This window comes from Streptomyces sp. NPDC000880, assembly GCF_053599675.1.
In genome coordinates, this window is the sequence record NZ_JBSFMS010000094.1 from 1 (window position 1) to 21,798 (window position 21,798).

General features: G+C 69.3%; 20 protein-coding genes and 2 pseudogenes. 16 read left to right on the forward strand and 6 right to left on the reverse strand.

All coding sequences use genetic code 11. The annotated features are described in order from the left end of the window. From ACWDO5_RS25530 to ACWDO5_RS25575, 10 genes and pseudogenes are all read left to right on the forward strand, one after another. The coding region (locus ACWDO5_RS25530) for a hypothetical protein (protein WP_450532688.1) at positions 1 to 180 on the forward strand (180 nt) is incomplete at its 5' end. A gap of 27 nt (positions 181 to 207) precedes the next feature. Then, positions 208 to 1,793, forward strand: a pseudogene (locus ACWDO5_RS25535) (protein kinase domain-containing protein). A gap of 68 nt (positions 1,794 to 1,861) precedes the next feature. Continuing rightward, positions 1,862 to 2,011, forward strand: a complete 150-nt coding sequence (locus ACWDO5_RS25540) for a hypothetical protein (RefSeq protein ID WP_450532689.1) — start codon at positions 1,862 to 1,864, stop codon at positions 2,009 to 2,011. A gap of 745 nt (positions 2,012 to 2,756) precedes the next feature. Next, a complete protein-coding gene (locus ACWDO5_RS25545; protein WP_450532690.1) occupies positions 2,757 to 3,761 on the forward strand; it encodes a trypsin-like peptidase domain-containing protein in 1,005 nt (334 codons plus the stop codon). A gap of 30 nt (positions 3,762 to 3,791) precedes the next feature. Next, positions 3,792 to 4,019, forward strand: coding sequence for a hypothetical protein (locus ACWDO5_RS25550; RefSeq protein ID WP_450532691.1), 228 nt, complete (start codon positions 3,792 to 3,794; stop codon positions 4,017 to 4,019). 674 nt (positions 4,020 to 4,693) lie between these two features. Next, positions 4,694 to 6,232: a sensor histidine kinase gene (locus ACWDO5_RS25555; RefSeq protein WP_450532692.1), complete on the forward strand. Its 1,539-nt coding sequence runs from the start codon at positions 4,694 to 4,696 to the stop codon at positions 6,230 to 6,232. 41 nt (positions 6,233 to 6,273) lie between these two features. Next, the gene (locus ACWDO5_RS25560) at positions 6,274 to 6,705 is read left to right on the forward strand and encodes a roadblock/LC7 domain-containing protein (RefSeq protein ID WP_450532693.1); all 432 of its coding nucleotides are present in this window, start codon (positions 6,274 to 6,276) and stop codon (positions 6,703 to 6,705) included. A gap of 2 nt (positions 6,706 to 6,707) precedes the next feature. Then, positions 6,708 to 7,085, forward strand: a complete 378-nt coding sequence (locus tag ACWDO5_RS25565) for a DUF742 domain-containing protein (RefSeq protein WP_450532694.1) — start codon at positions 6,708 to 6,710, stop codon at positions 7,083 to 7,085. Then, positions 7,063 to 7,668, forward strand: coding sequence for a GTP-binding protein (locus tag ACWDO5_RS25570; RefSeq protein ID WP_450532695.1), 606 nt, complete (start codon positions 7,063 to 7,065; stop codon positions 7,666 to 7,668). Before ACWDO5_RS25565 ends, ACWDO5_RS25570 begins: the two co-directional genes overlap by 23 nt. A 43-nt stretch (positions 7,669 to 7,711) precedes the next feature. Continuing rightward, complete coding sequence (locus ACWDO5_RS25575) at positions 7,712 to 8,308, forward strand: GAF domain-containing protein (RefSeq protein WP_450532696.1); 597 nt, start codon at positions 7,712 to 7,714, stop codon at positions 8,306 to 8,308. Positions 8,309 to 8,394: 86 nt separating this feature from the next. On the opposite strand, the gene ACWDO5_RS25580 is transcribed toward ACWDO5_RS25575, so the two are convergent. After that, positions 8,395 to 9,630, reverse strand: a complete 1,236-nt coding sequence (locus ACWDO5_RS25580; protein WP_450532697.1) for an acyl-CoA dehydrogenase family protein — start codon at positions 9,628 to 9,630, stop codon at positions 8,395 to 8,397. A gap of 539 nt (positions 9,631 to 10,169) precedes the next feature. Here ACWDO5_RS25580 and ACWDO5_RS25585 point away from each other — a divergent pair. Next, positions 10,170 to 10,589 carry a CoA-binding protein gene (locus tag ACWDO5_RS25585; RefSeq protein ID WP_450532698.1) on the forward strand — a complete coding sequence of 140 codons (420 nt, stop codon included), beginning with the start codon at positions 10,170 to 10,172 and terminating at the stop codon, positions 10,587 to 10,589. A gap of 169 nt (positions 10,590 to 10,758) precedes the next feature. Continuing rightward, positions 10,759 to 10,960 (forward strand): annotated as a pseudogene (locus ACWDO5_RS25590) (transposase); the annotation flags it as partial. Between the two features lie 79 nt (positions 10,961 to 11,039). Here ACWDO5_RS25590 and ACWDO5_RS25595 read toward each other — a convergent pair. Both ACWDO5_RS25595 and ACWDO5_RS25600 read right to left on the reverse strand, forming a co-directional pair. Next, positions 11,040 to 11,492 (reverse strand): GlcG/HbpS family heme-binding protein, encoded by a 453-nt coding sequence (locus ACWDO5_RS25595; RefSeq protein ID WP_450532699.1) that lies wholly within the window; start codon positions 11,490 to 11,492, stop codon positions 11,040 to 11,042. Beyond that, positions 11,492 to 12,910, reverse strand: coding sequence for an aldehyde dehydrogenase family protein (locus tag ACWDO5_RS25600; RefSeq protein ID WP_450532700.1), 1,419 nt, complete (start codon positions 12,908 to 12,910; stop codon positions 11,492 to 11,494). Before ACWDO5_RS25600 ends, ACWDO5_RS25595 begins: the two co-directional genes overlap by 1 nt. A 191-nt stretch (positions 12,911 to 13,101) precedes the next feature. Here ACWDO5_RS25600 and ACWDO5_RS25605 point away from each other — a divergent pair, with 191 nt between their 5' ends. Further along, positions 13,102 to 14,913 carry a PucR family transcriptional regulator gene (locus ACWDO5_RS25605; RefSeq protein ID WP_450532701.1) on the forward strand — a complete coding sequence of 604 codons (1,812 nt, stop codon included), beginning with the start codon at positions 13,102 to 13,104 and terminating at the stop codon, positions 14,911 to 14,913. Here the strand turns inward: ACWDO5_RS25605 and ACWDO5_RS25610 are convergent. The 3 genes from ACWDO5_RS25610 to ACWDO5_RS25620 all read right to left on the reverse strand — a co-directional run bounded on the left by ACWDO5_RS25610 (position 14,847) and on the right by ACWDO5_RS25620 (position 18,521). Continuing rightward, positions 14,847 to 16,313, reverse strand: coding sequence for an MFS transporter (locus ACWDO5_RS25610; RefSeq protein ID WP_450532703.1), 1,467 nt, complete (start codon positions 16,311 to 16,313; stop codon positions 14,847 to 14,849). The genes ACWDO5_RS25605 and ACWDO5_RS25610 overlap by 67 nt on opposite strands. 158 nt (positions 16,314 to 16,471) lie before the next feature. Beyond that, the gene (locus ACWDO5_RS25615) at positions 16,472 to 16,885 is read right to left on the reverse strand and encodes a RidA family protein (protein WP_450532715.1); all 414 of its coding nucleotides are present in this window, start codon (positions 16,883 to 16,885) and stop codon (positions 16,472 to 16,474) included. A gap of 7 nt (positions 16,886 to 16,892) precedes the next feature. Beyond that, on the reverse strand, positions 16,893 to 18,521 hold the full coding sequence (locus tag ACWDO5_RS25620; RefSeq protein ID WP_450532704.1) for a gamma-glutamyltransferase family protein: 1,629 nt from the start codon (positions 18,519 to 18,521) through the stop codon (positions 16,893 to 16,895). 256 nt (positions 18,522 to 18,777) lie between these two features. On the opposite strand from ACWDO5_RS25620, the gene ACWDO5_RS25625 reads away from it, so the two are divergent. The 3 genes from ACWDO5_RS25625 (at position 18,778) to ACWDO5_RS25635 (ending at position 21,798) form a co-directional block, all read left to right on the forward strand. Continuing rightward, positions 18,778 to 20,382 carry a hypothetical protein gene (locus tag ACWDO5_RS25625; protein WP_450532706.1) on the forward strand — a complete coding sequence of 535 codons (1,605 nt, stop codon included), beginning with the start codon at positions 18,778 to 18,780 and terminating at the stop codon, positions 20,380 to 20,382. A gap of 171 nt (positions 20,383 to 20,553) precedes the next feature. Beyond that, positions 20,554 to 21,273, forward strand: coding sequence for a TenA family transcriptional regulator (locus ACWDO5_RS25630; protein WP_450532707.1), 720 nt, complete (start codon positions 20,554 to 20,556; stop codon positions 21,271 to 21,273). Between the two features lie 153 nt (positions 21,274 to 21,426). Further along, a complete protein-coding gene (locus tag ACWDO5_RS25635) occupies positions 21,427 to 21,798 on the forward strand; it encodes a Rieske (2Fe-2S) protein (RefSeq protein ID WP_450532708.1) in 372 nt (123 codons plus the stop codon).

Genomic DNA, 21,798 nt, shown 5'->3' on the forward strand with positions numbered 1-21,798 from the left:
CAACCACTCGCGCGGCGACGGGCACCAGTGGAAGAAGTCCAGCTCCTCCTGCGCGGCCTGGTCCAGGCCTCCCTCGGCAGGTCCCACGGAGTTACGTACGGCTCAGGCCGACCGGTCGGTGGCCAGCCTGACGAACCCGACGAGATCGACGCAGCGGCCACACTTGACTTCGGACCGTGATTGTTCATCACGTACAACGGGGGCAAGGTGCCGCAGCAGGTGATCTCTGGCCGCTACGAACACCTGGAGCAGTTCAACGAGGGCGGCATGGGCGTCGTATGGCGCGGCTATGACGCCGTCCTCGACCGGCCCGTCGCCGTGAAGGTCATCCGGCAGGCGTCGATCACCTCCCCGCACCTGGCCGAGGAGTTCGCCAAGCGGTTCCGCCGCGAGGCCCGTATCACCGCGCGCATCCAGCACCCCGGCGTGCCGCAGGTGTACGACGCGGTCCTCGACGAGTCGTACGAGCGGCTGTTCGTGATGGAGCTCGTCGACGGCATGTCGCTGTCCGCCTACCTCCACCCCGACCACCCCCTCCCCATCAGCTGGGCAGCCGCCGTCGCCGCGCAGGTCGCGACCGTACTGTCGTACGCGCACGAAGTGCCCGTGATCCACCGCGACCTCAAGCCGGGAAACATCCTTGTCGCCCGCGACGGCACCGTGAAGGTCCTCGACTTCGGCATCGCGGCGATCCTGCGCACCGACGTCACCAAGCTGACCGCGACCGGAAGCCCCGTCGGCACCTACCAGTACATGTCGCCCGAGCAGGTCCGGAGCGGGCGCATCACCCCGGGTGCCGACCTGTACGCACCGGGCTGCGTCCTGCACGAACTCCTCAGCGGACGGGTCGTGTTCACGGCTGAGAGCGAGTACCTGCTGATGTTCCAGCACGTCAACGCCGCCCCCACCCCGCTGCGGCAGTGCGCCCCGACGTCCCCGAGGCGCTGGAGGAGCTGGTCCTGCACCTGCTGCGCAAGGCCCCCGAGCAGCGGCCCGCCGACACGCAGGAGGTGTACGAGCGGCTGCTGCCGTTCCTCCCGCCGCCCGGCCAGGAGCCCACCGCGGCCGAGGCCGGACCGGCTGGCGTACCCGATCCGACGGGCTTGTTCCGCCACCCCTACGCGCCCCGCGCCCGCACCCAGGCGTCGTCGGCCGGAAGTGCTGCGCCCGCCGGCCCCGCCCCGGGGGCCCAGCCGGTGCCCGTTCCCGCCCAGCTGCGCCAGGACATCAAGGAGGCGTACGACCATTCCGACGCCCTCCTGGAAGAGGAACGCTTCGCGCAGGCCGCCGAGGTGCTCAGCGAGGTCATCGAGCCCGCCACCCTCGCCCTCGGCTCCGCGAGCAAGCCGGTCCTGGCCCTGCGCCGCCAGCGAGCCGCGATCCGCCTCCTCGGTGGCGACTACCGGGCCGCCCTGCCCGAGTTCGACAACCTCGCTGACGCTTACGCCCGTATCGCCGGACCCACCAGTGAGCAGGCCCGGGCCTGCCGCGCCCAGGCCGCCCGCTGCCGCGCCGAACTGGGCCAGGTCACCGATGCGCTCGCCGCGCTCCAGGGCGTACTGGACGTCGTACGGACCCTCGACAGCGACGTCAGCGAGGAGGCCGTCGAGCTGCGGCACAACATCGGGATGCTGCTGCTTGCCCAGGGACGAGCGGCCGAGGCCTGGCAGATCCTCGAACCACTCCACCAGGACATGTGCGTGCTGTTCGGCCCCGAGGACGAGTTGAGTGTCGAGATCGCCGAGGCACTCGCAGTGATCCGCCTCGGCCTCGACGGCGACGCCACCGGATGAGCTACGCGTACACCTAGTACACCTTGAACTGGTAGGACCCAGGCAGCACGTACTCAGAACAGAACGCCTTGCCGCACCTCGCCTTCGACATGGGCTTCTGCGCCCAGCTCGGCAAACTCCAAGGCACCTTCAAGCAGGGGGCCTTCGACGCCCGGGAGAAGTTCGACGCGGGACAGCCTGCACGCATCCTGATCGGGCCGGCCGAGCCCCGTTCCTGACGGAGGCGGGCGTCACGGCCTGAGGGCCCAGCAGCTCCCACACACACGCACAACAAATCAGAATGCGCTGATCGTGACCGAGCTCGGCCTTTCTGTAAGAGGCGGCGTTCAGGTTTATGCATCAACGCAATCAGAAATCTTCAAGCATCAGGGTTATGGCTTGCGCATTGATGACTGCTGACGTGGTGTCGACTATCTGACATCCATGGGGTATCCCGACGGTGGTGGTCCGACCGCCGAGGAGCGGGCGCTGGGGAGGCATGTGCGGTTCCCGGCCCGGTCCGATTGTCGAAGAGGGGGCGCGGCGGGAGCAGGTGCGGTTCCCGGCCGCTGAGATGTTCGCCGTGGGGCGAGTGAGGTGGAAGTGACCTCCCGGAAAGGTCTCGTTTTCCGGCGGAGAGGAGAGCAAATTCCCGCGTCCGACGGCGCATCACGAGCACGCCCGCAATGCTGCCGGACTTCACAAGGTGCCGCGAAGGCAAAAGAGTTCACCCGCCCTGCCTGCTGACGCCGCACCAGCGCCCCCGTATTCACGTGCGCTCTCAGCACCCAGCACACAAGCATTCGGCAGGCAAGCGGTGAATCAGGGACTGACCGAAATACGCGGCACGGTAAGTGAATAGCGGAGGGACTCATTTCGGACTATCACGCGGGCACTTGCCAGACCTACGGTCGCTATTGCTCCGCACATTGACTGGCGAACTGCAGCAATGTGCGCCCGAATCGACCATTGGGGGTACCACTCGTGCGCAGTCTCAGACAGGCACTTCTACCGCTGGCCACTGCCGCCATGCTGGCATTGGTCGGGGCTGGTCCCGCCACGGCGGGACCCGCACCCACCGGGCCCGGATCCGCCGCCGTCCCCGCCGGGGCCGCGACCACCGCCGGCCCCACTCCGCGGCTCGCCAACGGTACGCCGGTCGACTCGGCGGCCACCGCAGCCGAGCTGGCCCGCTACTGGACGCCGGAGCGGATGAGGAAGGCCATCCTGCTCGACCGGACAGCCGGGTCGCCGCGCGCCGCCCAGAGCAAGGCCGGACCCACCGGGCAGCCGGGATCGACCCCGCCCGCCCCGGGGCGGTCGGACACGCTCAGGCCGCTGGTCACTGAATCCGCCGCGGTGGGCAAGGTGTTCTTCACCAACCCCACCAACGGACTCAACTACTCCTGCTCGGCCAGTGCCCTCAACAGCGCCTCCAAGCAGATGCTGATCACCGCCGGCCACTGTGTACACGGAGGCAGTGGCGGCACCTGGATGACAAACTGGACCTATGCGCCGCGCTACCGCTCCGGCGCCCGTCCCTTCGGTACTTTCGCCGCCAAGCAGTTCCGCACCTTCAACACCTGGATCAGCAACAGCGACCTCGGCCGGGACGTGGCGATGGTGACCACCTGGCCGCTCAACGGCAACAAGATCGTCAATGTCACCGGCGGTCACGGACTGAGCTGGAACTACTCGCGCACCCAGGCCATGACCGTGATGGGCTACCCGGGCAACCGCGACAACGGCCAGATCCAGTGGGCCTGCCAGGGCACCACGCGAGCGGTCAGCGACGGCCGTATTGAACTCCAGTGTGACTTCGGCGGCGGATCGAGCGGCGGGCCGTGGCTGCGGGAGTTCAACGACTCCAACGGACTGGGGTACGTCAACGGAGCGATGAGCACGCTCGCCACAGGCGGCTGGAACCGGAGCTCGTACTTCGATGACGCCGTCAAGGCGATGTTCGACGCCCAAGGCAGCGTCACCTGACAACCTGACACCCTGACAAGGAGCAGCCCAATGCGTCGCAGTAGCTTGAGCCGATGGGGAACCGCCGCCGCCCTGCTCGCCGCTGTCGTGGCGTCGGCCGCCTGGCGTACCGCCGCGGCCGCCCCGGCCCCCGAGCCGCAGCCGGACTCCGGGACCACCAGCAGCGATGTGCGGCAGAGCCCCGACGAGGTGCGGGACTACTGGACGCCGGAACGGATGCAGGAGGCCCGGCCGGCACCCATGCCGGATGACGGCTGAGGACGGCGAGGCGGACAGGTTGGGCCGGGCCGTGGCGGGCGCGGGCGGTGCGGGCAAGTCCCGCGACCCCGCGCCCGTTCGGCCTGCGATGGATATGTGGCCGGCCAGCGCTCACGTGAGGCAGCGTCAGGCGCATGGGACGGGCCGTCTCCGCGCCGATCGGGCTACGGCGCTCGAACTCCTGGAGGGCTGCCTCTTCCGGATGCGGTGTGGTGCGGTCCGGGCCCGGCCGACTCGTGAATCGCACATCACAACAAACGAAGTCGCCCGGCCCTGCGGAACGTTCCGGTTAGGGGCGTTCGACCCATACGCCCCGCGGTTGCCGGCGCACCGGGCGCGCGGTGGGGGAAGTCGTTGCAGAGTGCCTCGAACACCTGTTTCGGGATGAGCGAGAGAACGTCGGTGCGATTACGTCACCAGGATGAAGGTGTCGTAGGGTATCGACGCCATTAACTGTCCAATCGTGTACCCGTGTTGACGGTTGGCCTGCGGTGCGTCCCCCCCCGTGTCCGTACTGGCTGATCGAGAGGACTCCGATGCCTGAAGCCCCGACTTTTACAGTGCGCCCGGAACCCGGTCGGCCGATGCCCCCGACACAGAATCGGAAACGGAAGAGGCACGGCAGGCCGTCGGCCCAGGAACCGGCGCCGGACTCCGCCACCCGGTTCCGTTTGGTGCGTCTTGCCGTCCTCCCCGCGGTTGTCATCGCCGTGCTCTCGACTGCCGTCGTCGTCTTTGTCCTGCTTTCTCAGGTGGGCACCGCCGACGCCGCCACCTGGGGCGTTCTCGTCGGCGCCGCCGTTCTCGGCTGTAGCTGCCTGGTCGGCGCCGTGGTGGCCGCCAATACCGAGGCCCGCGTCGCGGCGCGGCGGTACGCGTCGCTGCAGCGAATAGCTGCCGGCGGCCAGTCGGACCTGCAGGACCTGCTCCTCCGGCTCGATCAGGGCGAGCGACTTGAGCAGCGCCCGTTCGCCCATCACGCTCCGCCCGGAGGGGACGCGCTCGACCGTCTCGCGTACGAAATTACTCGCGGCCAGTGGCAGGCCGGGGCGGCCGTCGTAGAGGCGGCGCAGCTCGCCCGGAGCGCCTCGGAGGGGAGCGAGGAGAAGGTCGAGGTCTTCGTCAATCTTGCTCGACGGCTGCAGTCTCTCGTGCACCGCTCGATCGAGATGCTCGACCAGCTGGAGAACGAGGTTGAGGACCCCGAACTGCTCAAGGGCCTCTTTCACGTAGACCACTTGACGACCCGCATCCGGCGGCACGCGGAGAACCTCGCGGTGCTCGGAGGCGCCGTCTCCCGCCGCCAGTGGAGCCGCCCGGTGACCTTGACGGAGGTGCTGCGCTCCGCGATCGCCGAGGTCGAGCGCTACCCCCAGGTCAAGCTCGTGCCGCCGATCGAGGGGACGCTGCGCGGCCACGCTGTCGCCGACATCATTCACCTGCTGGCCGAATTGGTCGAGAACGCCACGATGTTCTCCGACCCGGGGACTCAAGTGCTGCTTCGCTCCCAAGGGGTGACAGCCGGGCTGGCCGTAGAGGTTGAGGACCGTGGGCTCGGGATACCCGCCCAGGAGCAGACGCGGATCAACGCGCTGCTCGCCGAACCAAACCACGTCGACGTCAGCAAGATGCTCGCGGATGGCCGCATCGGCCTTTTCGTGGTCTCCGCGTTGGCCCGTCGGCACGGCATCGCGGTTCAGCTGAGGAGCAACATCTACGGCGGCATCCAGGCGGTCGTCGTAATCCCGAACCGGCTGCTCGGTGATGAGTCCGTCGATGTGCCGCAGCAGGCGGCAGCCGACATGCCCCGGCCCGCCCCGGTGGTCCCAGCCCAGCCTCCTGCCACGCAGGCGGCGCCCGCGGCTCAGACCTTGGCCGCTCCCCCAGCGGTGGCGCAGCCGCTGCCTGAGGCCCGGCCTCTGACCATGTCGACGTCCGTACCGCAGTATCACTCCCGGACCGCCGAGCCGGCGGCACCGCGGGACCACCGCGGGCCCGCGCACGACGTCGACGCCCAGGACGGGCGACCGCAGTTGCCGAAGCGCCGCGCGCAGGAGCACCTGGTCCCGGAGCTCCGGGACACACGCAGCACTCGCATGACGGGGGACGAACAGGAAATGGAGCCCACCCCGGGCCTGGCGGCTGATTTCACGCGAGGCTTCAATCTCGCCGATGACGCACCGGGCGAGAGTCCCGCCAACAGCTCTCGCTAACCGCAGGCTCCGTACTAACCCCCAAGGAGAAGAACGCCACGATGGTGAGCGATATCCAAACCCGCCACGACAAGCTCGACTGGCTCCTGCAGAACCTGATTGACAAGGTGCCGGGCACCCGCCATGCACTGCTGCTGTCCTCCGACGGGCTGAAGAAGGCCGTTGTGGGGCTCAACAACGACGAAGCTGACCGCCTGGCCGCCATGGCGTCCGGGCTCAGCTCACTCGGGCGGGGCGTCGGCCAGCATTTCAGCGGCGGCGGCGAAGTGCGCCAGGTGGTGGTGGAGCTGACCACCGCATTCCTCTTCGTGTCCTCAGCGGGCTCAGGCGCCGTCCTGGCCGTCCTCGCCGGGCCGGAGACTCATGCGGGCACACTCGGCTACGAGATGGGAATGCTGGTCAAGAGCGTCCGCCCGTTCCTTGCCACGCCTGCCCGCCAGCCGGCGCACCCGCCGCACGGCACGGGGCGCTGAGGATGTCGGACGCGCAGGACGGGACGTGGCTGGACGACAAGGCCGGGCGTTTGGTCCGGCCCTACACCGTCAGCGACGGGCGCACCCGCCCCTCGGCGCACTTTGACCTTCTCACCCTGGTGATGGCCACCGGCACCCAGCCGAAGACCTATCTCGGCCCCGACCACGACCAGGTCCTCGACCTGTGCGGCGGCCCCATGTCGGTGGCCGAGGTGGCCGCCCACATGCGGCTGCCGGCCGTCATCACCAAAGTCCTGCTCTCCGACCTCAAGAAGCACGGGGCGCTCACCACACGGGCACCCCGTGCCGTCGAGGCGGCAATCCCAACCGACCGAAAAGTACTGGAGGCGGTGCTGCATGGTCTACGCGAGCGGCTCTGACCCCTTCCCCACCGCCCTGAAGATCCTCATAGCCGGAGGTTTCGGGGCAGGCAAAACGACCTTCGTCGGAGCGGTGAGCGAGATCGCGCCCCTGAGCACCGAGGAGCTGCTGACCCAGATCAGTGCCCGCACGGACAGCCTGCTCGGAGTCGAGGACAAGACGACCACCACCGTGGCGATGGACTTCGGCCGCATCACCCTCGACAAGGACTACGTCCTCTACCTGTTCGGCACTCCCGGGCAAGAGCGGTTCTGGTTCATGTGGGACGAGCTGTCCAACGGGGCGCTCGGCGCCGTGGTGCTCGCCGACACCCGCAGACTCGACCACTGCTTCGCCGCCATCGACTTCTTCGAACGCCGCAACATCCCGTTCGTGGTGGCGGTCAACGAGTTCGACGGCGCCGCCTACCGCTACCACCCTGAAGAGATCCGCGCCGCCATCGACCTCAAGCCCGATGTGCCCGTCGTGATGTGTGACGCCCGGCAGTGCAACTCCAGCACCGGCGTGTTGGTCGCACTCGTACAGCACCTGCTCAGCTCCGCTCCCGGAACGCCGGCGGCGGAGCCCAACCTGCTGCGCTGACTCTCGCTCAGCGCAGCCGAATCCGCCGTAGAACGGAGCTCCTATGTCTGCCCCTGGTCCCTCCGCCCCGTACGACCCGACCGGCCATCTGCTGCTGACCCCCGAGGACCGCGACGCGCCGGCCCGGGTGGCCAGGCTGCGCGAGATCGGGATCGGAGACACTCCAGTCGCGGAGTTCGACGAGTTCGCACGCAACCTTGCGCGAATCACGGGCGCGCCGTACGCGATGGTCAACTTCATAGATGAGAACCGCCAGTACTTCGCCGGGCTCTACACACCTGGGGCCGACCAGGCGGGGGTGGAGCTGATGCCTGCGCCGCAGCAGGCCCAGCCGGGCCGGGTGATGGCCCGGGATCACGGCTACTGCCCGCACGTCGTCGTGCGGCGCAAGGCGCTGGTGCTCGAGGACGTCTGCGACTATCCGAGGTTCGCCGGAAACCCGGTCGTGGACGAGATCGGCATTCGCTCGTATATGGGTGCGCCGCTGATCGACCGTCAGACAGGGATGGCCCTGGGTACGATCTGCGTAGTGGACACGGATACACGACCGTGGGGGCGGCAGGGTCTGGAAACCATCAAGTCGATGGCAAACGAACTGGTCGACCGGATTGACGACATGGAGGCCGGAGACCGACGCTGAGCGAGCGGAGGCGCCCTCTGCGGGAGGGCGCCTGATACAGATGAAGGAGCCGCGGGCACGACGCTGTGTCCGTGGCTCCCTTGCGTTCACACCGAAAAGCCAACTGTCTCGAGCTGCCCTTCCAGAGGCTCCGTCCGCGCGGTCCGTACCAGGTCGGCCATGCGCTCGGACCACTGGCCCTTGGCCGTGCCGAGCGCCACTTCACCCAGGCGCAGGAGCTGGATGTCGGAGGTACCGGCGGGTGCGTAGATGTGGTGGGCGTCGCGCAGGTAGCGCTCCACGGGGCGCTCGGTGAACAGGCCGCACGCGGCGTGGATTTCCAAGGCGTCGCGGGCCGATTCGATCGCGTACTCGACATTGAGGAATTTGGCGTTCATCAGCTCCGCGTCGCAAGGGAGACCGCGGTCGAGCAGGTACACGGCGTGGTAGGCGGCCAGCCGGGCGGTCATCAGCCGGGACTGCATCCTGCCCAGCTTGAGCTTGATGTTGCCGAGCTCGCCGAGCGGTTTGCCGTACCGCTCGCGCTCGATGCAGAAGGCGGCCGTCTCGTCGAGGACGGCCTGGTGGATGCCCAGGGAGACCGCGGTGAGGTTGGCACGGCCGTAGAGCACGCTTGAGGAGTACGCGACATCGAGGCCTTGGCCCTCCTTTCCGAGCAGATTCCCTGCCGGTACCCGGCAGTTGTCGAAGATCAGCTCGCCGAAGCTGAAGCCGTGCAAGCCCATAGCGGGCTGCTGCTCGGCGAGCGAGAAGCCGGGGCGGTCGGCCTCGACGAGGAAGGCCGACAGTCCCTTCGACCCGGCGCCGGTACGGACGACGACGCCGTGCAGGTCGCCGACGTGGGAGTTACCCACGAAGACTTTGCGGCCGTTGAGAATGTAGTCGTCGCCGTCGCGGACAGCGGTGCTGCCCATGCCCAGGACATGGCCCCCTGACTCTGGCTCGGTGACCGCGATCGTCGGCAGGCAGTCGCCGGCGGCGATGCGCGGCAGCCAGGTCTGCTTCTGGAGGTCGTTGCCGAAGTGGATGATCTTGGCGACGCCGAGCTGGGAGGCCTGGACCATCGCCCCCATCGCCCCGCTCACGCGGGACATTTCCTCGATAATGATCGTCTTGCCCAGGTGTCCGGCGCCCATCCCCCCGTAGGCGGGGTCGACAGTCGCCCCGATCCAGCCCTGGCGGGCGATGGCCCGGGCCAGCTCATGGTCAACGGACCCGGGAGAGGCCTCCATCTCCGCTATCCGCGGCCGCACCACTTGTTCGCCGAATTCACGCACCCAATGTCGCAGATCCTCGTGGTGTCGGTTGGTGAACAATTCCACGACAACAAGCCCTTCTCCGTGCTTCCTCCGTGTCCAGCGGGACACGGAGGTCGTCCGTCGGGCCGTGGCCCCCGCCCCTCAGGCGGCCGACCGTCATATGATCCATAAGTCGACCCATCCCAGCCAAGATCGTTTGGTGTCTTTGGCTAAAAAACGGCGGGTTGTGTTCTGAGTGCAACTGTGCGATGGGGAGCGGATCTTGCTCACATCCTGGTACTGCCGGGGCTGAAGCTGCGCGAGCGCGAGAAGACGAGCCCCTCCCTGCCCGTGGCCCGTCCACCAGGCACTTGCCCGGCGGGCCGACGGTCGTGCAGCGCTGAAAACCGGTCACCGAGCTCCGTACCGCCGATGACCCATGTTTGACCCGAGCACCCTTAGTGTTTCAGCCGTAAACGAAGGTCCCACGCCATGCCCCTCTGCACGGCAAGTGGTCGGCAGTTGCGCCGGCTTCTCGAGCGGACGCACGATGGACGCCTGCGGCCGCTTCGGCGAGGCGCGCCAGCCGGGAACTGGCGCGCCGTCGCCGACGTTGAACCCTCATGACGCTCTATGGCGATGACATGACAATACGGGACATCCTCACCAACGCCGGAGACATCTGGGCCGTGGTCGGTCTGTCCAACAACCCCGAACGGGCCGCCTACCGCGTGGCCGAGAAGCTGCAGCGCATCGGCAAGAAGGTGGTGCCCGTGCACCCCAAGGCCGAGACTGTGCACGGCGAGCAGGGCTACGCCTCGCTGGCGGAGATCCCCTTCCCGGTGGATGTGGTGAACGTGTTCGTCAACTCCGCCCTCGCCGGCGACGTCGCCGACCAGGCTGTGACGCTCGGCGCCAAGGCGGTCTGGTTCCAGCTGGGCGTCATAGACGAGGCCGCCTACGACAGGACTCGCGAGGCCGGACTGCAGATGGTCATGGACCGCTCCGCGGGACGGGAGATCCCCCGGCTGGGACTGAGCTAATGCTCCCCGCTTGACCGATTTCGACCGCGCTGCGCCGCGGAGGCGCGGATCGGGAACCAGTACGGCCACCGCGTGATCTTGGTGAGGCGTGTGGACTCTTTCAAGATCGTGCGGTGGCCGCAGGTCATAGGTAGACCCTGACCGGTGGCGTGTGCTCATGGACGAGGTGATGGCCCGGACCGCGGGGCGGTTCTCGCGAGTAGAACCGCGGGCGACAGCACGGGTGTTCGTGACTGGGATGCTGTCCGGCCTTGAACGCAAGACCCTGCTGGTCGTTGGCCGAGCACGCCGGGCATGACCGTCCGGAGGCGATGCAGCGGCTGCTGCGCAGGGCCCGGTGGGACGCGGACACGGTCCGGGACGACATGCGCCGGCTGGTCATGACCACCTCGAAGCGGCGGTCATACCGTCCATTCATCCGAACGTCTCCTGTGTGGAGGATCGGGCTATTCAGCCGACCTGTCCGCCGGCGACCTCGGCCGTGAACGCCGCCAGTGCCGCCGCGCCCACCGCCTTGTCCTGCTCGCCGTTGCCGCCGCTGACGCCGACCGCGCCGACCACCTGGCCGTCGTGGACGATGGGGAAGCCGCCGACGAAGGCGGCGAAGCGGCCCGGGTACATGTGCTGGATGCCGTACGCCTCGTTGCCGGGCAGGGCGGGGCCGCCCGGGGGCTCGTTGAAGAGGTGGGTCGCGCGCTGGTGCCCTGCGGCGGTGAACGCCTTGGCGATGGCGATCTCGACGCCCGTCAGCCGCGCGCCTGTCATGCGGTGCAGAGCGATCGGGTGCGCTCCGTCGTCGGCGATGCAAATGGTCTGCTTCACCCCGAGACGTTGCGCCTCGGCCTCCGCGGCCTCCAGCATGATCAGCGCGTCGGCGAGGGTCAGCCGGTGAATGGTGTGCATCAACGCTCCCGTGGGGTCAGGTAGTCGCAGTAGACGGTCTTGGTATCGGTGACGAAGTCGAGTGCGGTGCGGCCGCCCTCGGGGAAGGCGCCGGAACTGGAGGCACCCCAGCCGCCGAACGGCGGGGCGACGCCGTTTCCCGTAGTGCGCTCGTTGACCTTGACGATGCCGCAGCGCGCCTCGTGCAGGAAGCGGCCGGCGGTGCCGAGGTCGCGCGTGTGCACCGCGGTGACGAGCCGGTGGCTGTCGGCGTTGATGGCGGCGATCGCGCGCGCGGCGCCGTCGACGGGGACAACGGACAGCAACGGGCCGAATATCTCCTGGGTGTTCACCGGGTGATCTTCAGGTACGCCGGTCAGGACGGTCGGCAGGACCCAGTGGCCGGCCGGGTCCGCGGCGGGGGAGAGCGTGCCCTGACCCGCGACGGTCGCGCCCGCTGCCAGGGCGGAGTCCAGCAGCTTGGTGAGGCGCTCACGCTGCGCGGCGGTGGCTGCGGGGCCCAGGTCCGTACGAGGGTCCTGTCCCGGCCCGGCGGTGAGCTCGGCCGCCTGCTCGCCCAGCAGGGCAGTGAATTCCTCCAGTACAGCCCGTTCGACCAGCACCCGGTCCGTCCCGGTGCACACCTGTCCGGTGAGCCCGAGGGCACCTGCGGCGACTTCGCGGGCGGCGCGCGGCAGATCGGCGTCGGCGCAGACGAACGCCGCGTTGTGACCGCCGAGTTCGAACTGGAGCCGGGCCGCCGGGTTCGCCGTACGGCGCAGGGCCGCGCCTACCGCGTCGGAGCCGGTGAAGGTCAGCGCCCGCGTCTCGGGGGCACCGACCAGCGCCGCCATCGCCTCTGGGGAGTCACCCTGGACGACATGGAGCACATCCTCCGGAACACCGGCCCGGTGGCAGGCCCCTGCCAGGAACGCACCGACAGCGGCGGTCACGGGAGATGGCTTGAAGACAACTGTGTTTCCCGCGGCGAGGGCGGGCGCGATCTTGCGCGCGGCCAGGGAGAGCGGGAAGTTCCAGGGCGTGACGGCCACGACGACGCCCAGCGGGACCCGCAGTGTCCACGCCGAGGCCCCGGCGGACTCGCGCGGATACGTGGTCCCCTCCACAAGGAAGGCGAGTTGCGCCGCGAGCCGGAACTGCTCGACGGTCTTGGCGACCTCGCCCCGTGCGGCCTTGAGGATCTTTCCCTCCTCCCTGCAGATCAGCAGGGCCAGCTCGTCCGCCTCGGCAGCCAGCACATCGGCCGTCGCGTCCAGAGCGCGAGCACGCTGCCCCGCGGCAACCCGGGACCAGTCGTCCCAGGCCCGGTGCGCCGACCGTACGGCCCTCGTGGCCTGCGCGGCGGTGGCGGCGGGAATCTCGGCGACCAGTTCCGCAGGGGACGCGGGATCGGTGGAGACCAGTGTGTCCTGCGTCACGGCGGTCATGGCATGGTCCGCTGTACAAAATAAGTGGCGGGGTGGTGCATAAGGGAATTTTTCGACAAGACTGCCTCCCAGGTCCTTATACGTCTGCTGAACCTTGAACGATCCCTGCACAGCAGTCTTGGTCCGGACGGACCGGGCGGCTTCGTACAACCTGCACCTTCGCCGAGGGAGGATATAGGCAGATGGCACACAAAGAGGGGCATCACGCGTCATACGAGGAGGCGCCCGCAGCGGCGCCTCAGGAATCCGAGGTGACCGTCGAGACGCTGCTGAGCGAGCCCATGCTGCGAGGCCGTCTGCTGGGCGGCAAGTCAGGGCTGTACCGCCCTGTGCAATGGTGTCTGCCCCTGTCCGAGGTGGTCTCGGCATCCCAGCCGGGCCGCGCTCACCGCAGCTATTCCGACCCGGCCGAGCGCGCCGATCTGGCGGGCATGGTCGTGCACGTCCCGGCCGCCGAGCTGGCGGCCCACGCCCATGCACTCATGGAAGACCTGGAGCGGCGCGGAGCGTCCGCGGTGTTCGCCCGGCGGGCGCCGGGCAGCGACATCGACCTCGGTTCCGCCGCACGCGCCGCGGACGGCGTGGGGCTCCCGCTGGTGGGGCTGCCGCCGGAAGCGGACTACCGCTGCGTCGGGCGGCTCGTCGCGGTCAAGGCGATCGCCGGCACGGCCCATGTGCTGGAGTACAGCGTGCGGGTCCACCGCACGCTCGGCGAGGTCTTCGCCTCCGGCTCCGGGCTCCCGGCGCTCGCCGGTTCCATGTCGACGTTGGCCGGGGCCGCGGTGCTGATCATGGACGACTGCGGTGAGGTGCTGGCCAGAGCGGACGGCAATGGAGCGCCGCTGTACGAGGAAGGGCGGGAGCTGGCGGCGGAACTGCACGGGCGGCTCCTCGGGGAACGGCCCGGGGGGGAACCGGCGAACCGGGAGCCGCACGTGGCGGCCCGGGACATCGTGCTCGACTGCGGGCGCACCGGCCGGGCACATGTCGTCCTCGCCCCGGTCAAAGTGGCCGGGCAGTCCTACGGCACGGTCGCGCTGATCGAGCCCGTGCTGCCGCCGGACGCCCACGACCTGGCGCAGCACCGGGTGATCGTCGAGCAGGGGGCGCCGCTCGTCGCGTCCGAGATGCTCAGACAGCGCTCCGTGGCAGAGGCGGAGGAGCGGGCCAGGGATGACTTCCTGGACAGCCTGGCGCACGGGAGGTTCACGGATGTCCACGCCCTTGAGGCGCGTTCGCGCCACTATCGCTTCGACGTGGGGGCCCGGCACGTGGTGTTCGTGGTCGCCGCATCGACGCTCGATGCGGCACGTTCGCAGCATCTGCTGCGAACCGTCGCGCCCACCCGCGGCGCTCTCTCGGAGGGGTTCGTCATGGCCGGGTACCTCGGCCAACAGATTGTCGTCATACGAGAGTTGACACCCACGGGCGCAAGTTCGCGGTTCGACGCGCAGGCCGAGCACGCGGAGATCGAGCGGTTCGGCAAACAGGTGCGGCGAGCGGTGCGCGAGCGCGTCGACGGGGAGATCCAGATCACCCACGGGAGGGCCGCGCGCGGCGCGGCCGGCGTGGCGACGAGCTACCGGGAGGCACGGATCGCGCTGGAGCTGTCGCACCGCGTGGACGTTCCCGAGGTGTGCGGGTACGAGAGGCTGCGGGTCTTCGCGGCGATCGAGGAGGCGGCGGCGAGCCCGCAGGGGTCTGCGTTCGCGCAGGAAGTACTGGAGCCGCTGCGGCGCGTCGAGGGCCAGACCGGAGATCTGGAGCAGGTCGTGCTCGCCTACATCGCCGAGTCCGGCAACCTCAACGCGGCCGCGCGCAGACTCCAGCTGCACCGCAACACCATGCTGTACAAGCTCGAGCGGGCCTCCAGGGTGCTCCACATGGACATACGGGCGGCCGAGACCCAGTTCACGGTCTGGCTCGCCTACCGCATCCACACCCTCAACGACTCATTGCGGGCGCTGGAGGCCGAGCTCTCCCCGCCCGTCTGATCCGCCTGATTTTTCGGTGTACGTTGGCGTCCAGGCCGGCCGCCCATGCTGTCCGACGGATCGCCGCCGACGAACGCGAGGGCCAGCCCGGCTGCCACGAAGACGGCGCACACCACGAACACCGCCACCAGCTCATGCGGCCGCGAGCCCAGCAGTGCCACGCACGCCGCGCCCAGCGCCGTGCCGCCGAACCGGATCAGGTTGAACAGGCCTAGCCCGGCACCCGTACGCCCCGCCCTCGACCGCGAGGCACCCGTCGCCGCGGGTGTCTGGACGAATGCCACCCCGGCGCCAAGGACCATGAGCGCGGCCGCCAGCGGCAGGGCGTCACCGCCGAGCCCGACGACCATCGCGAGCAGTGCCAGACCGGCCAGGAGCGTGACCAGCCCGGCACGCATGACAAGCCGCCCACCGAGCCGCTCCGCGCCGAAACCCGCGACGGGGGCGAGCGCCGACATGGCGAGCGGCAGCGCGAGGACGGCGAGGCCCGCTTCGACGCTGGACGCACCGCGGGCGAGCACCAGGTAGGCGGGCGCCGCGAGCAAGGTCGCGCCGAGGGTGAACATCTGTGCCGCCACGGCGAACGCCGACCGTACATAGCGGACCTCGAGAAGGTGGTGCGGCGGCAGAAACGCCTCCGGGCGGCCCCGTTCGACCCGTACGAACGCCGCCAGGACGAGCGCTCCGGCGGCCACGACCGCCCACACCGTCGGGGATCCGGGACCGGCGGCGGGCACCGAAGCGGTCGCGCCGAGCAGGAGCGCGGCGCCGACGGTGAGGAGCGTGGCCCCCCGCCAGTCGAGCGGCGCGAGCACCTCCTTCCCGGCCCGAGTCCTGTCCGGGGGCAGCAGGAGCAGGCCGCCCGCGACGACCAGGACGGACAGCGGCACAATCGGCCAGAACACGGCCCGCCAGCCGAACCAGCCGGCCAGCAGGCCACCCGCGGTCGGCCCGAGGGCCTGGCCCGCGCCGTTCGCGGCCGCCCAGAGTCCAAGAGCCCTGCCGCGCCGGTCCGCCCCCAGCACCTCGACGACGAGCACCATGACCACGGGAAGTACCGGAGCCGCCGACAGGCCCTGCAGCAGCCGGAACGCGACCAGTTCGGGGAGCGACCGGGCGAACGCGGCACCCGCGGAGCCGATCGCCATCAGGAGCATCGCGGCGCACAGGACCCTACGTCGGCCGAGCCGGTCGCCGAGCCATCCGGACAGCGGCATGAGCGCGGCCAGGGTGACGGTGAACGCGGTGGAGACGAACACACCACGGCCCAGCGGAGCGTGCAGATCCGCGAGGATCGCGGACATCGGCACGTTGACGACGGTGTTGGCCATCGTGGTCGTGAGTGTGGCGGTGAGCAGGGGCAGAAGGCCGAGCCGGCCTCTGCGACGGTCTTGGCCCACGGCCCTGGTCCTCATTTCCCCTTACACCTGTCACAGGTGAGGTGCTCTGCGCTCCTTACCGACCCCACTTTCTGCCGGCGTCACGGCCCGAACCAGAGGCACAACGCACATTCTCCACAGCGGAATTTGTGCACGTGGACGACTGCTGCCGGTCACGCTCAGTCGTCGACGGCGGCGGTGAGTTCAATCTCGACGGGCGCGTTCGAGGGCAGCGACCGCACACCGATCGCCGTGCGCGCCGGCAGTTCGCCGAACAGATCGAGGAGTACGGCGGAGGCCCCGTCCGCCACCGCCGACAAGTCGTGGAAGCCGTCGGCGCACGCGACGTACACCGTCATCCGCAGGCAGCGCCGCAGCCGGCGGGTGTCCCCGAGGGCGGCGGTGATCGCCGTGACGGCGTTACCGGCTGCGATGCCCGCGGCCTGCCGGGCGGTCGGCAGGTCGACCTCCGCCCCGACCAGGCCGCGTACCGCCAGCTTCCCGTCGATCCGCGGCGTCATGCCCGCACTCACCGCCAGGCCGCCCTCGATGATGGCCGGCACGTATGCTCCCTGCGGCCGCGGCGCCGCCATGTGGTGATCAGACACCGAGCGCCACCCCGTCCTGACGCGAGTCGGCCCCGCCCAGCAGGCAGCCCCTTCCGTGGTCCACGGACACCACCATCGCGCTGCCTCCGCCCGCCCACGGGCCCGTTTCGCGTACGTCATGTCCCCGTGCACGCAGCGCGTCGAGCACCCGCGGGCCCAGCCGGGACTCGCAGCGCAGCTCCTCCGGCTGCCCGATGACGTCCGCGTCGCTGCCCGGATGGACGGCGAAGCGGGGCGCGTCCACAGCCGTCTGCGGGTCGGCCGCATGGTCGAGGAGGTGGGACAGCAGCTGGGTGTTCCACTGCACCTGGCCGTCGCCGCCAGGGGTATTGCCGACGTGCGCGAGACGGCCCGCCGCGTCGGTGACGATCCAGGCGTTGAGTGTGTGCAGGGGGCGACGGCGAGGCCGCACTTCGCCTGGGTGCCCGGGGACGAGATAGGCGCCGCGGCCCAGGCGGTTGTTGAGGATCACGCCCGTACCCGGCACGGTGACCCGCGATCCGAAGGTGAACGCGAGCGAATGGATCAGACTCACCGCGCGGCCCTCCGCGTCGACGGCGACCATCGAGGTGGTGTCCCCGTCGGCCCCGCCCGCGTATCCCGAAGGCACCACACCGTCCGTGATCCGCTCACGCGCCGCGGCCACGGCGGCAGGTGTCAGACACGCGCGCCACGCGTCGCTGTCGCTCGCGCACCGCTGGACCCGATCGGCGAACGCGAGCCGGGCGGCCATGGCCATCAGGTGCACCGAATCGGGACCCAGCCACGGCAGTCCGTCCAGCAGCCCGTCGCACACGGCGGCCTGCTGGAGCACCATCCAGCCGGGGGTCGGCAGGGGAGTCTGGTGGACGGTGTGTCCCCGGTAGCTGCCGCGGAGGGCCTGCTGTGCGACGACCTCACCGCTGAGTACCCACTCCTCGCCGTCGAAGGGAGCGCCCTGAGCGCGCAGCCCTGCCACCGCGCGCTCGGCGAGGGAGCCGCGGTAGAACGATGCCGGATCCTTGGCCAGTGCCCGGAGCGTGGCCGCCAGCTCCGGCTGCGGCAGCCTCTCACCGGCCTCCGGCGCGCGGCCACCGGGCAGCAGTGCCCGCGCCGCGCCCGGATCGCGGCGCAGAGCCGCCTCGTGGGCGAGGATGTCGGACCGCGTCTTTGCGGTACAGGGCAGCCCGGTTTCGGCGGCACGTACCGCGGGCGCCCACAGGGCGGACAGCTCGCGCGAGCCGCCTTCGGCATGCAGCCGGCCCAGGGCGGCGGGCGCACCGGGCACAGCGACCGACAGCGGCCCTTCCAGAGGCACCACAAGCAGCCCCCGTTCCGTATAGAACAAGGGATCGCCGCCGTCCGGGCCGAAGCCGCTGCCGCACACCGTCCACACCCGGCCGTCCGGCTCGCGTACCACGGCGAACGCGTCGCCGCCCACCCCGCACTGACCGGGCAGAGCCAGCCAGGACATCGCGCCCATCGCCAGCGCCGCGTCCACCGCGTTGCCGCCGTCCGCGAGCACCTGGGCCCCCGCGAACGTCACCACGGGGTGGCTGGAGGCGGCCATCCCCTCGCCTCCCAGCACAGCCCGCCGCTCGGGAGCCGCGTCCGTACGCGCATTGGTTTCTGAAGGAATCACAGGGGCGAGTATCGACAGGGGCGCGGTGATGGGCCATGTGCAGAGTGACCTCACATTCCGTGTGCGCGTGGGCAGCACGCACATTCACCCTCACCATGTCACCGCACGCCACACAAGGAAATGCTATAGAAACACCCTGGGAAGAAGAATCACACACTGCACAAATAACCTCCGACGCAATGTGCATCTTTCCTCTTTGGTACGGCAGCGAACGCCGAGAGCATGCCGCTCAACCATCGAACTAGGGAGTGCGGACGTGGATCTCAATGCTGCGCACTGGATTTACCTGGCCGGAGTCGTAGTGATCATCGGAGTGATGATCGCGCGCAAGAATGTTGTCGTCCCCGCTGTTGTCGCCACCTTCCTGACCGCCTGGGTCTACAGCGGAAGTCTGGTGCGGGGCCTGTCGTCGGTCTTCACGGCCGGCTTGACGGCGGCCTCCGAGCTGTTCAACATCTTCCTCATCATCGCTCTCATCACCGCCCTGCTCGGCGCCCTGCGTGCCATGGGAGCGGAGCGCCGCATGGTCAGGCCGTTCCAGGGCCTCATGCGCAACGGCCGCATGGCGTTCTTCGCGCTCGTCGCCGTGACCTACTTCATCAGCCTGTTCTTCTGGCCGACCCCGGCCGTGCCGCTCATCGGCGCGATCCTGCTGCCCGCGGCGATCCGCGCCGGGCTGCCCGCGATCAGCGCGGCGGCCGTCATCGCGATCGCCGGACAGGGCATGGCTCTGTCCAGCGACTACGTGATCCAGGTGGCGCCCGGACTGTCCGCCAAGGCGGCGGGCGTATCGACGGCCGCGGTCGCCGACCGCGCGCTGGTGCTGTCACTGGTGACCGGCATCGTCGCTCTCGGTCTCGTCTACTGGCGGGCCCGCAGGACGATCAGCCCGCCCAGCGCGGAGAACCTGCTGCGGTGGGAGGAGGTCGCTGAACCCGCCGGTGTGACCGCGGTAGTCACGGAGAAGGCAGCGGGGAAGCCGTGGGTCGGCGTCGCGGCGAGCCTGTCGGGCACGGGAGGCAGTGAGGCGGCGGCCGCGAACGGCGCGGCCACCGGTACGACCCAGGTGCTTGCCCCGCCCACGGCTGCCAGGTCCGGCGACGGACCCGCCGCCGGGCCGGGCGACTCGAACGGCGCCGTACCCTGCGAACTCGTACGACGTTCACGGGTCTTCGCGGTCCTCGTCCCGCTGTGTTTCGCGGCGCTCGTCGTCTACATGCTGCTGGGCAAGTTCACCTCGCTGGTGCCCGAGACGCTGGGCTCGGACGCCGCCGCGCTCGTGGGCGGGGTAGCCATCCTGCTGCTGTTCGCCGCCTCCCTCAGCTGCGACGGCGCACACGGCCTCACGACCTCCGCCTCGCACTTGGTGGACGGCCTGGTCTTCGCGTTCAAGGCGATGGGGGTGGTCATACCGATCGCCGGGTTCTTCTTCATCGGCAACGCGGACTTCGCAGGGCGCATCCTCGGACTGGCCCCGGAAGCCAAGCCGCCCGCGCTGCTCTTCGACCTGGTGACGGCCGGTCAGCAGTACATCCCGAACAACCCGTTCATCCTGTCCTTCGCGATCCTGCTCATCGGCATGATCACCGGACTTGAGGGCTCCGGATTCTCCGGACTGCCGCTGACCGGCTCGCTGTCAGGCGCGCTCGGACCAGCCGGGCACATCGATCCTGCCTCCCTCGCCGCCCTTGGCCAGATGGGCTCCGTGTGGGCGGGCGGCGGCGTACTGATCGCCTGGTCCTCGCTGCTCGCGGTGGCCGGTGTGGCGCGGGTGAACGTACAGGACCTCGCCCGGTACTGCTTCGTACCAGTGATCGCCGGCCTGGTGACGGCGACGGTCGTCTCGGTGCTGGTGTTCTGACCCCTCGTCCGGCAGTTCGGCACTGTGCACACAGAATCAGCCCGGAGCTGTGCACAAGGGCCGTCCTGATTCTCCGCGGACACACCTACGTTATGAATACACACCGAGAATTCCCGGCGCCGGAATAAAGGCGCAAGGGATACGGGCGCAAGACGGAAGGACGGCTTCAAAGTGACCGAGCTGTTGTCCAGAGACGAATTCCGCAGCGCGCTGCAGGAGGCGATCAAAGGCCGAGAGGCCAAGAATGCCTCTTTCAGTCAGGCGTGGGCGGACGGCCAGCTCAAGCGCGAACACTTCGCACGCTGGGCGGAGAACCACTACCACTACGTCGGCCCCTTCGCCGACTACCTCGGATTCATCTACGGGAACACCCCCGACGAGTTCACCGGCGCCAAGGACTTCACCCTCCAGAACATGTACGAGGAGGAGCTGGCCGACATACGCCACACCGACCTGCTCATCCGGTTCGCGGAGGCGTGCGGGACCACGAGGGAGCGTATCGAGGACCCCTCGAACATGAACCCCGTCACCCGCGGTCTGCAGTCCTGGTGCTACGCGGTCGCGATGCGCGAGCACTTCGTAGTGGCCACCGCCGCCCTGGTCGTGGGCCTCGAATCGCAGGTGCCAGGCATCTACAAGAAGCAGATCGTGCCGCTGCGCGAGACATACGGATTCACCGAGGACGAGATCGAGTTCTTCGATCTGCACATCACGTCCGATGTGGTGCACGGCGAGCGCGGCTATCAGATCGTGCTCGACCACGCGGACACCCCGCGGCTGCAGCAGCGGTGCCTCCAATTCGTGCGCTGGGGAGCCGAGATGCGCTTCTCCTACACGCAGGCTCTCTACGACCACTACGTAAGGGCCGATCTGCAGCCGGTCGCCGCGTAACGACGCACACGACCGGTCCGGAGTGACGCGGCGGCCGGGGCACGCCCCGGCCGCCGCTGACCGAAGCAGCACCCCTTCCGGGCCATGGCCGGGAGAGCCGGCCGATCCGGATGACTCGAAGCACCGGACGACTCGAGAGCAGGAGCGGAGAAGATGACGGACCCGGAGTGGGTGAAGGTCGCGGAGCTGACCGATGTCAGCCGCCGCGGGAAGAAACTCGTGTGCGTCGGAGCGGAACGCGTCGCGCTCTTCGTTGACGACGGCGAGGTGTTCGCCTTCCAGGACTCCTGTGTACACAAGGACCGTTCGCTGGCCAGGGGAACACTGCTGGACGGACGGATCATCTGCCCCGGCCACCAGTGGGCCTTCGACCTGCGCACCGGCCAGGCCGAGGACCGACCGGAGCGCCAGCCCGGCTACGAGGCGAAGGTCGAGGACGGACATGTCTGGGTCCTCGCGAGGCGGCGCGTTCCCGCTACTTCGGAGCCATCCCCCGCCAGGACCGCACACCTCGTACAGGAGTGA